This window comes from Tengunoibacter tsumagoiensis (assembly GCF_003967535.1).
Classification (GTDB): domain Bacteria; phylum Chloroflexota; class Ktedonobacteria; order Ktedonobacterales; family Ktedonobacteraceae; genus Tengunoibacter; species Tengunoibacter tsumagoiensis.
Genome location: NZ_BIFR01000002.1, coordinates 221,325 through 232,934, shown reverse-complemented (window position 1 = coordinate 232,934; position 11,610 = coordinate 221,325). Strand labels below are relative to the sequence as shown.

Below are 11,610 nucleotides of genomic sequence, written 5' to 3'. Positions count from 1 at the left end.
CGTAACAGATCATGGTTTCACAACCACTAACTCTGCCATAAAGTGCCCCAATACCGGTCATATTATGATAAACGTTGCGAGCAACGCGAATTTTTACGGCAGAAAGCGAGCAAAGGCAAAACGCTCCTACAGTGCACCATCTCCTATCAGGCACAGCTACATAAGTAAAGAGAAATCTTTCGTGAAAATTTCTTAGGCTGAAGAGCATATTCTAAGACAGTATAAGACATTTTTTTCTTGCACAGTTTCTACAAAATAGCATACTTGCGTGCACAATCATTTGCATTTCACCTATCCCTTCACAACCAGCATAACACGCCCAACTTACCCACTTCCCGCTTCTCCTGCTCATTGGACAGCACCTTACGCAGAGCTGGACAGAAGAAGAAACATCCATCTGGCACAGAAATACATCGTGGAGGGCAGCGATGTTAGAGGAAGACCACTGGGAGATAGCGAAAATCCCATCTACGTATACTGTCAACAACAAGAGGCCAGACACACCCAATATTTAAAGTAGGAGGGAAGTCCAGATGACTACAATGATCGCTTCAGAAACTCAGTTTGAAAGCATTCCAGCTAATCCCGAAGTACTCAGCCTTCAAGATTCGACCCGCTTCTATCGCTATGAGATTGGTCAGGTTGATCTTCTATCAGCTGACCAGGTAAAGCAATTAGCAGAGCGGATCGAGCGAGCAAAAGCTGGTACCAAAGCAGCGGCTCGCAAACAGCGTGGAATGGTACGTCTCCCCCGGGATGCGAAAGAGACCCAGGCAACGCGCGACGCTGAAGAGGCCAAACGCCAGTTGATCGAAGCCAATCTACGCCTGGTTTTACATATCGCTAAAAAGTATCGTGGCTTTGGAGTCGACCTGATGGACCTCGTACAAGAGGGGAATATTGGGTTGATGCATGCTGTAGAGAAATTTGATTATCGCAAAGGGTATCGTTTTAGCACGTATGCGACCTGGTGGATTCGTCAGTATGTAACCAGGGCGCTTGTGGAGCAGGCCCATCTTATTCGCGTTCCACTCTACAAAGTGGAAGAGATTAAGCGCCTGGGGCGCGTGCGCCGCCGTTTGCAGCAAGAACAAGGGCTCGAGAGTGAACCAACCCTGGAAGAATTGGCTGGTCAGATGGAGGTCAGCGTTCAGCAGGTCATCTCACTGCTCTCGACTCATCAGGAGACCATCAGCCTGGATATGCCACGCAAAGGGGGTGAGGACGATATCTCATTGAGCGAGGTACTGGAAGATGATCCCATCTATTCGCCCGAGCGCGTAGTGATCAGCCAGACCTTGCAGGAACACATTCGCAATCTTCTTGAAGACCTGTCTCAACGCGAACGACGCGTACTCCAACTGCGCTATGGCCTGGAGGGTAATGGCGAACATAGCCTCTCTGAAACGGGAAAGAAGTTAGGCTTAAGCCATGAAGCTGTCCGCCAGGTAGAATTTCGCGCACTACGAAAACTCGATGATCCTTGTCGTAGCAAACGTCTACAGGATTTTCTGAGCTAAGTCTGTTGGAGAGAGGCACGTCTGCTCCTTGGAGGGGGGAATCCATGTTTAGCGGACGACAGCTCATCCTGTTACGCTCACAACAGGATACTATTTCAGGCTTGCCTGAGCAAATGGGGAGAAAACATTTGAGCCATTACGATAATGGGGATCAAGAAGCCTAGCCTGAGTGCCAGACTTCCTGAATCGTAATGATTGGCTGGACGCTTCTAAGCGAAGTGTCCAGCCAATCTTCATTTCTCTGTACCTTTTTACCTTCTTTTTCACTAAGGCTGAGACCTGCCTTGCATTCACGCTTTTTATTGCTGCTCTTCCTACAATCGAGATCTCTTTTGCGCAAGAAGCCAGGAATATATAGCTGGATTCTTATATGTTTCAGTCCATGAATCATGATCAGCCTCAGGATAGATCGTAAACTTCACATTCCCACCAGCTGCTCTGAGAGCCTCCACCATTTTAGTCGAAGCCTCCAATGGAACAACATCATCCTTTGCTCCATGAAAAGCCCAGACTGGTATATGCTTGATACGATCAACGGTATCAGGATTATTGCCACCACAGATCGGTAAGAGAGCAGCAAAACGCTCTGGCAGAGCCATACTTAAGGCCCATGTGCCCATTCCTCCCATGCTCATACCGGTTAGATAGATGCGATCTGGATCAACTGCATATGTCTCTTCAATAAAGTTTAGAAGAGCCGTCAAAGCCTCCAGCTCAACCGTCCACCAGGAACCAGCCGGACACTGCGGAGCCACAGTAATAAACGGAAATGATTGCCCCTCTTCAATCTCTCTTGGGAGCCCATGGATCTTCAATTTATTGACATCATTGCCTCGCTCGCCAGCTCCATGCAAAAAGAGAACCAGCGGATAACGCTGTTCTGATGTATATCCCGCTGGAAGGGTAAGTAGATACGGCAGACGCCGCGTAATCTGACACTCAAATAGACCTTCTTGCTGTTCACTACTCATAAGGTATATCCTCATTGTCTAAAAAAATAATATCTCTACTCAACAGAGATTATCTATCATTATAAAAAAAATAATCAAGGTGTGGAAGGTAATACTATTTATCACATCAACATTTTTTAGAAAGGTTCCTGAGAATAGTACAGGTCAGCGCATGTACATCCGCCCTGCGTTAGAAGCGAGAAGGCACGCTCCTTGAGTTCATGATATATCGTGAACTCCTGGAGCGTGCCTTCTTGCTTCTGGAACGAATCACTGCCACGCTATACTATCCTCAACCGGCCCTGGCAAGACCTGATAGGTTAAGGCACTTGCACAACAATCACACTAATATTATCCGCGCCACCACCGCTTAGAGCGGCCTGTACAAGGGAGGCACTGACAAACATGACATCATTGCTGCTGCGAACAATTCGTTCCAGAAGTGGATCACGCACCATCTCCCATAAACCATCTGAGCAAAGAATCAGGCGATCATGGGCCAGCAATGGTACAACAAACGTATCCACCTTGAGTGTATCGCTATTGCCAAGGCTCCGATAGACCTTATTGCGCTCAGGATGCGTATAGACTTGTTCAGGAGTAATCTGGCCCAACTTCACGAGAGAAGCCACCAGCGAATGATCATGCGTAATAGGTCGTAACCCCTCACCTTCGCGAAACAGATACGTTCTACTATCACCCACATTCGCAATATATGCCTTACGGCCAACCACAAAGGCAGCGGTAAGCGTTGTCCCCATCTCAGAACCGTGTGCCTGTCCCAATCCATAGATTGCTAGATTGCCCCATTCCACTCCACCAATCAACATATCCAGCAGAAACTCATCGCTCAGATCGCTCCCCATCATCACATTCTGCAAAACAGTATGCATCATATGTTGAACAGCGATCCGACTGGCCTCCTGACCGTGGTCATGGCCGCCCATCCCATCGGCAACCACAAACAGGCCAAACGGAACAAGCATTCCCCGATAGGTACAAGTTGCCTGGAAGACACAGAGATTATCTTCATTAGGATCAGAACGGCGAGCCAGACCAGTATCCCAGCCAACCCCGATCTGCAGAGGCTGAACCAGTGCGGTACGATACTGCTCGTCGGGTCGAGGAAGAAGGGGGATTGGTCGCGTTGGAATCTCTTGAATCTTCTCGGCGCGCCTCAGGAGCGTCATATACGGCTCCGAACGCTGATCTGGGACCACATCCGTTGACCTATGAGGAAGGTGGAGTCGAGGAGCAGCCGAAATCTTCTCATCAATCGTGAACGAACTACCAGCAGTAGCCAGGGAAAGGCGTTGTGACGAGACCCAGTGCGCCCGCTTTTGCCCCGTGAGATTTGTAGATATGACCCTCTGATAACTGATGAGCTTAAGCACCCCCAGAAGCCAGAGGAGCCAGAGTAAGAGCCAGAAGAGCGACCAGAACAGTGGCTCGACCAACGCCATAAGGCTTGTTGCACCTGAGAGTGACCACTGATGCTGCGCTTGCGAGATCACAGTAGCCAGAGACCACCAGGCAGATGGCAGGGGGGCACCACCAAAGAAGAGCATACACAGCGCAACGCCAAAGAAGCCCGCCCAGGTCACATACCTTAACCAGTGGTGAATGGCGTAAAGGTTCTTAAACTCTGCCAACATGCCACATCGCTCCTCTAAGTAGCGCGGCAAACAAAACAAACCCTAAAAAGCGTGAAACAAGATGCATTATATGCCAACCAGTTCAGGCTCATCGTGTTCCATTGTGCGCATATATAATTCACAGACCAACAAACGCGCTTCAGCATCGCCCACCGTATGTGCGAGTTGATCCTGGCAGAGACCAATGTTTTCCATGCGTGCATGAATAAACGCATGGCGAGCCGTTCCTGCGGCCACACCATAGAGTCCACGCCGCATAGCTGTCAGTTCAATTTCGATCTGCTGCCGAAACTGTGCAACTTCACTCTGAGACATCCTCGAAACGTCCTCTCTGGCCCTTTACAGAGGGTCCGGAGTACACACGAACATGCTACACTCGTTCAAAGCTCCAGAGACAACCTACCGACATTGGCTCTACAAAAGAACGGAAAGAAGCACTCACTATTTCAGCATACAGTATGGGCCAGCATGCATTACGTTGTTGTGATAACTATAGCCTCTAGTACTTTATGTTGGCTCCCAATGTTCTTACCCCCAAAAAGATGCTCTAAACGAAAAGAGAGGATACATGCATCCGTGGCAACGTCCACATACAAGGCAGACAATCGACAAAAAGGATGTATCACAATGTCAGAACAAAGATTGTGAAAAGTCTTATACCATGTCTTCTCATAAAACTTCAGCCTAAGACGTTTTGGGGGAGCTCAGCAAAGATTTTGAGCTTGCACTCAAAAGAGTTTCTAGACAAGATCTTGTTTCAGCATAGCTACGTTCATCAAAAGACGTGGCGACCCAGGCTCAATCCAGGAGCGTCTCAATCGATGGTCTGCTAGAGGCTTATCTATCGCTGGTAAATTGTCGAACATCTGGCTGCTTATCCTTATGAAAAAATTTTCAGACAGACACATTGGCCTGAGCATAGATACACTTTTCAGGTGAGCGATCCTCTTTCCTGCCTTCTCTCTGCCTGAAAATGACCATTCTCCGAAAACCTCTCTCAGCAGTACAAGAAAACAGGGCGAATGTATCTTGATAAGCGCATAATAAGCATGCAAAAGATTTGTATAGGAGTAAATAATAACAAAACAGATCCGAAAATCCCCCCCGTTTTGGCGCAAAAAACGGTTTTCGAACGGCTGTGTTTGTGGTATACTTATAAAGAGAGAAACAACAAAAAACGTCGCGCTGAGAGCCCAAAACAAGGGCCTGTAAGCGCGAAAAGGTCAAAATAGCCACCCTATCCTCTCTCTAATGCTCTCGGTTGAAGAGGTTTCGATCCGTTTTAGGATACTGTAAGAATTAATAATTGTCCATTTCGGACTATGTCGAATAACCAGTTGGAGAGGTTTCGATCCGTTTTAGGATACTGTAAGTCTCGTTGCATGTTTGACTCCACCGTTGGAGATGAGTGTTGGAGAGGTTTCGATCCGTTTTAGGATACTGCAAGACTTTAACCGCGTAGCCAACGCCTTGATCTGTTCTTGTTGAAGAGGTTTCGATCCGTTTTAGGATATTGCAAGAGGATCTGTTAGAGGATTGGCAGGATGTCTTGCTCTGTTGAAGAGGTTTCGATCCGTTTTTGGATATTGCAAGTTAATTGATAACCTCGAAATGAAAGATTATATCTCGTTGAAGAGGTTTCGATCCGTTTTAGGATATTGCAAGATCTCAAACATTCCTAGATGCAAATTCAATCGAGACGGTTGAAGAGGTTTCGATCCGTTTTAGGATATTGCAAGTTTCAGGAAGAACCACGCACACTCCAGAGCTAAAGGTTGGTTGGAGAGGTTTCGATCCGTTTTTGGATATTGCAAGGTGGCGTAATTGCCTGAATGCTACTGTTGAGTAGCTCGTTGAAGAGGCTTCGATCCGTTTTTGGATATTGCAAGACTGCTGGTTCGATTGCTGATATCGGCTAAACATCTCGTTGAAGAGGTTTCGATCCGTTTTTGGATATTGCAAGTGGTCATTTTCGGTGTAAGTAGTGTGTCAGACATAGTTGAAGAGGTTTCGATCCGTTTTTGGATATTGTAAGAGATAATTTCCCGAAATTGAGATAAGCCATTCGGTTAAGTTGAAGAGGTTTCGATCCGTTTTAGGATATTGCAAGACACAATAAATCGGCTTGCGAATTTGGTTGCAGTGTAGGTTGAAGAGGTTTCGATCCGTTTTTGGATATTGCAAGAGAAAATCTTTAACAATGGCATCATATTGATGCGGAAGTTGGAGAGGCTTCGATCCGTTTTTGGATATTGCAAGATGCCAGCAAAGACCAGTTTTGTGGCGAATATAGAGAGTTGGAGAGGCTTCGATCCGTTTTAGGATATTGTAAGGCATGACGTCGCGGGTCTCTCGATCTGTCAATTGACGGTTGGAGAGGTTTCGATCCGTTTTTGGATACTGTAAGATCCGCATATTTCGATTGGCAGGAGTATCAAACTTCTAAGTTGCAGAGATCGCGATCCGTTTCAGAATACTGTAAGTTGGCTGCATTGAGAGCGTCGTCGTAGATAGAGCTCTTTCAAATCGGGGCAAGATCACAGCATAGTTACGTCCATCAAAAGACGTGGCGGCCCAGGCTCAATCCAGGAGCATCTCAATCTGATAGTCTGCTAGAGGCTTATCTATCGCTGGTAAATTGTCGAACATCTTGGCTGCTTATCCTTATGAAAAAATTCTCAGACAGACACATTGGCCTGAGCATAGATACACTTTTCAGGTGAGCGATCCTCTTTCCTGCCTTCTCTCTGCCTGAAAATGACCATTCTCCGAAAACCTCTCTCAGCAGTACAAGAAAACAGGGCGAATGTATCCTGATAAGCGCATAATAAGCATGCAAAAGATTTGTATAGGAGTAAATAATAACAAAACAGATCCGAAAATCCCCCCCGTTTTGGCGCAAAAAACGGTTTTCGAACGGCTGTGTTTGTGGTATACTTATAAAGAGAGAAACAACAAAAAACATCGCGCTGAGAGCCCAAAATAAGGGCCTGTAAGCGCGAAAAGGTCAAAATAGTCACCCTATCCTCCCCCCAAGGCTCTCGGTTGGAGAGGCTTCGATCCGTTTTAGGATATTGCAAGTCTAATAAGATGTGGCTGGCTCGCTTATCCTCAAACGTTGGAGAGGCTTCGATCCGTTTTAGGATATTGCAAGAATCACGGGCGCGTAGTTCGTGAGTAAGATAGGCGTAAGTTGGAGAGGCTTCGATCCGTTTTAGGATATTGCAAGTTTGCAAGTATATACTTCAACAAAGGGGTAGTAACGTTGGAGAGGCTTCGATCCGTTTTAGGATATTGCAAGATTCTTGCCCTTCCCAGTGGCCCATCATCTCATAATGAGTTGGAGAGGCTTCGATCCGTTTTAGGATATTGCAAGTTTGCAAGTATATACTTCAACAAAGGGGTAGTAACGTTGGAGAGGCTTCGATCCGTTTTAGGATATTGCAAGATTCTTGCCCTTCCCAGTGGCCCATCATCTCATAATGAGTTGGAGAGGCTTCGATCCGTTTTAGGATATTGCAAGGTCATGGGTGTCTACCTCAATTTTGCTCCAGCGCTCGGTTGGAGAGGCTTCGATCCGTTTTAGGATATTGCAAGGTATTGCTCATGAATTGGATAGCTACCAGGTGCGAAGTTGGAGAGGTTTCGATCCGTTTTAGGATATTGTAAGTCATTGCGACATTCGCCCACTCTCTGTTAGCTTGCTGATGTTGGAGAGGTTTCGATCCGTTTTAGGATATTGTAAGTCATTGCGACATTCGCCCACTCTCTGTTAGCTTGCTGATGTTGGAGAGGCTTCGATCCGTTTTTGGATATTGCAAGACTCATTTTGAGAACGACACAATTCTCGCTGATATTGTTAGAGAGGTTTCGATCCGTTTTAGGATACTGTAAGCGCTGTTCTTCCACCAGGCTGCAAAATGCCAGGTCCGTTGGAGAGGATTCAATCCGTTTCTACACATGTTCCTGCTCCAATGCATGTAGACTAGCCTGCTCCTGCTCTGATATAATCAACCTCATCAATCCACTACGAGACATCATTACGAAAAGAAGGTTTGATCATGTCCTCACTGCAAGAGCAATTGAACCAGATTCCCTGGAAATCGCTCCGACATGCCTATGGACCTGCAATTGACACCCCTATACACCTGCTCGCACTACTCTCGGAAGATCAAAGGGAACGGGAGAAAGCACTAGAACATCTTTGGGCTTCCATTTGCCACCAGGGCAGTGTCTATGAAGCCTCGGCTGCGGCGGCCCCTTTCTTGACCCAGATTCTTGCACAAGTGCCAGATGAACAGAAGCTGCCTTTACTTGACCTGCTTGATAGCTTGTCTGGACGGTACTGGGCTGCTGGACGTGATCTGGTGAGGCTAAGCATGTTTGATACAGCCCATCAGGTCTGGAAATCCTCCGGGCAATTTCTGCACGAAGACAATAGTGATCATACTCCTGAGTGGGTGACCCATGCGTGTGTTGGCGATGGGATACCAGTCTTTCTCTCGTTACTGCAATCAACGCACATGGAAATTGTGCGCGGAACCCTCATCCTGCTCTCCGCTTTTCAAGAACTGAACCAGGAGATTGTTCCTGCCCTGATGTCCTTCATCTTAGTGGTAGAAGATCCAGAACTGAAAGGGCTTGCTCTGCGCAGTCTTGGCGATCTACTCACAGAACAAGCGCCAGAGTGGGAGGAGTACAAACGACTGCTTGCACTCCCGCGAGATCAAGTACCTGGCTCCGTGCGCTTTGCTGCCGCCGAGACCTTCGCGAAATATCACCCCAACGAAGCGACACCAGAGATCATCGATATGCTGGTAGAATACATGCTCCAGCCATACTCATTGAATCTCCAGGTGCTCAGTCTGCTAGGCATGCCAAGGGGTTGGCAGGCACTCATCACCTTGCTTGAACGAGGGGCCACAAACTGGATTTTGCTCGATACCATACGCGTGGCCGAAGCAGTACTGGATATGGTGTTTTTTGGGGGATGGGTCGAGAACCGTGAATGGCAGTATCGCAGCAAAAGGTATAGTTCTGCAGTACTCAAAGCCTTTGAGCTAAATGACGGCGTGCCACCAGACCTCGATGAAATTGAGGACATTCCAGATCTCTCACAGGGCGAGGCTACTTTCGGATTGAACTACATGGTCACCAGTTCATATCCTCCTCAACCCAATGATTTGCTGGTCAGTGTTTGGGGATACGATAAAGATGAAGCCAAAAATCTTTCAAAGCGCTATGAGCGGGAAGGTGCCGCCGCCCTATCAGCAGAGCAGAAAGAGGCCCTTCGTGTCGTGTTGCGCTGCGAACCCCTTTGGCAGTACCGGCAGAATTTGATGGAGATCTATGGTTTACCTATCACACAACATAAACTGACAGCTTTCTTGTTAGGTGGGCAAACTGTTTGAGTGCGCCCCTGGTTGGTCCTGAATCTCTGTCTCTACCCCTGCATTTCATCAATGGGTAATGGGAGCAGGTATATGTCAAGAAGGTCGTGGCGAGGTTTCAACAGAGGTGCCATAGCCATCACTGCTATACCGAACATAGACTCTCCATCCAACCCTCAGGCTGAAGCTTTGTTTCGAAGATATTTATCCCATGTCTGCTCATAAAACTTCAGCCTGAGACGTCTTGGGGGAGCTCAGCAAAGATTTTGAGCTCAAAGGGTGAGGGCACTGCATTGTTCAGCTTAAACTGCGATTTTACTGCTTTTTTCGCCTTTTGGGCCAATCAGGGGACAAAATTCTGGTCTTGAGGCCGATTCCCAGGCAGGGCAATGCGAATTCACTGGTCAAAAAGCTGTTCTGGGGGGTCTGGAACTGCCGAAAACTGGCATCAAGGTCACATCCTGGCAAACTCAAACCAAACACGCCCCCGGAGTTTGCCAGCAGTGCCACGAAAACGGGACAAGCTCACTGGTCGGGATTACATTCAATCACTTTACTACTCAAAAAGAAAAGAAGGTGCATAACCTGGATGTTGATATTCCATAATTTGAATAGTAGGGCTTACTTTGTTGAGTCTATATCCAATGAAACTGGCCCCTGAGGAAGGGCCAAAATAAAATAAAAGCAACTTCTGTGCACCCCAGTGTTTAACGAATGCACTTGCATAAATTTTTGTGAGTCTGGCAAGAGCAACGGCATCACCCGCATTTTTCAAAATATCTGTGTTAGAATGAAGTAACAATAGCGCAGCTGCTTTATCTGCTTGACTGCTAAGATATTTTTTGACATCATTATCTAATGTACTTATTGATCCTTGTGCACTAATTCCAACTGCCACTGTCTCCCCTTCACCACTTAATACTTCTCCTTCTATAGCAGAAGGGTTTTTATTATTCGTAATTAAAGAAAAATCTGTGTTTTCTGGAGCATCGGTTCTCCAAAATTGGTGGTTTTGTTCCACAGAAAGTGTATATCCTGCTACGCTTGAGAAAACATAGCCAAAAGCAAACCAGAGCGAAAGCTGTGATTGCCCTTGCACTTTCATTAAGCGGCAAGCAGTCTTTTGCTTGATGGTGGTTTTTAGATCGTAAAGTTCTGGAAGTAATTTTTTATTCCAGGCTTCTGGTTCAACTAATTGATGACCTTTACCATGCCCTCGACTAATGAAATGTTGAGACCAGTTGAGAATGTAGTCAGGTTCGCTCTCATACTTTCTTTGTTCATAGCCTTCGAGATAAATCGTTACGCATTCCTCCTGAACAGGAGGCAAGTAAAGATCATATTTTATTAATGTGTCATTTAAAGTTGAAAGAAAAATATTGTGCTCTTTTGACCCAATCCATCTACGAACAATCGCTGAAATTGCTAGAAGGGTTGTGTTATCTGTCTTCAAACCCAATCGTTTCATACGCTGAACGATTGCATCATTTTTTATGTAGCGATGGCTTAATTCAAGATCGAGGTAAAGACAGCGGATAAACTCAATAAATTCTTCATCTCCTATCTCAAGATGATTTTGCCATTGCTGCCTTATTATTCCTATTATTTCGTTAGAAGGAGTACTCATAAATATGTCATGTCTGATTTGATTTGTATCAAAGTCAATCCACCGTTCTGGTTTTTCCTTTGAATCCCAGCCCCAGTTGCTTACCAGATGTAATTCTATTGCTCTATTTGGCTGAGCTTTCCGTAACATATGCCATGTGAGCCAAAATTTTTTTAATAAGCTTTTACTATTTTTTGGTACTTCTATTAACGCCCTGGCTGAATAAGTCTTTCCCATATCCTGATGGTATTTCAACTGGTAAAATTGATCAGCTAGATTAGTATCAATCTCATGATAGACTGTAACATCATCGACTGAGCCTGCTTCACCATCTTCAAGAACGACTTTGCGTACCTTTTCTTCTGGAAATTTTAATGCAAGTATTAACTGCCAGGAGTAGAGATGTTGAAAGTCATCGCCATTTATGCGTGGAGCGTTCTGGTCACCCATGATCTATTTTCTCCTCTATTTGCTTTTTTCTGAATTCAT

The 11,610-nt window shown here is 46.1% G+C and carries 6 protein-coding genes and 2 CRISPR repeat arrays; of the genes, 2 read left to right on the top strand and 4 right to left on the bottom strand.

Annotation, left to right across the window (positions count from 1 at the left end; translation table 11 throughout):
- Positions 1-533: 533 nt before the first annotated feature.
- Positions 534-1,520, top strand: coding sequence for a sigma-70 family RNA polymerase sigma factor (locus tag EL628_RS21840; RefSeq protein ID WP_126582133.1), 987 nt, complete (start codon positions 534-536; stop codon positions 1,518-1,520).
- Positions 1,521-1,834: 314 nt separating this feature from the next.
- On the opposite strand, the gene EL628_RS21835 is transcribed toward EL628_RS21840, so the two are convergent.
- From EL628_RS21835 to EL628_RS21825, 3 genes are all read right to left on the bottom strand, one after another.
- Positions 1,835-2,491, bottom strand: a complete 657-nt coding sequence (locus EL628_RS21835) for a carboxylesterase family protein (protein ID WP_126582132.1) — start codon at positions 2,489-2,491, stop codon at positions 1,835-1,837.
- A gap of 299 nt (positions 2,492-2,790) precedes the next feature.
- Positions 2,791-4,125 carry a PP2C family protein-serine/threonine phosphatase gene (locus EL628_RS21830; protein ID WP_126582131.1) on the bottom strand — a complete coding sequence of 445 codons (1,335 nt, stop codon included), beginning with the start codon at positions 4,123-4,125 and terminating at the stop codon, positions 2,791-2,793.
- Positions 4,126-4,191: 66 nt separating this feature from the next.
- Positions 4,192-4,440: a hypothetical protein gene (locus EL628_RS21825; RefSeq protein ID WP_126582130.1), complete on the bottom strand. Its 249-nt coding sequence runs from the start codon at positions 4,438-4,440 to the stop codon at positions 4,192-4,194.
- 945 nt (positions 4,441-5,385) lie between these two features.
- A CRISPR array of direct repeats spans positions 5,386-6,532; the repeat unit is 37 nt.
- Between the two features lie 636 nt (positions 6,533-7,168).
- Positions 7,169-8,020: direct repeats of the CRISPR family, unit length 37 nt; unit sequence GTTGGAGAGGCTTCGATCCGTTTTAGGATATTGCAAG.
- Positions 8,021-8,186: 166 nt separating this feature from the next.
- Here EL628_RS21825 and EL628_RS21820 point away from each other — a divergent pair.
- A complete protein-coding gene (locus EL628_RS21820; protein ID WP_126582129.1) occupies positions 8,187-9,536 on the top strand; it encodes a hypothetical protein in 1,350 nt (449 codons plus the stop codon).
- 535 nt (positions 9,537-10,071) lie between these two features.
- On the opposite strand, the gene EL628_RS21815 is transcribed toward EL628_RS21820, so the two are convergent.
- Positions 10,072-11,571, bottom strand: a complete 1,500-nt coding sequence (locus tag EL628_RS21815) for an SAVED domain-containing protein (protein ID WP_126582128.1) — start codon at positions 11,569-11,571, stop codon at positions 10,072-10,074.
- Positions 11,572-11,610 lie beyond the last annotated feature (39 nt).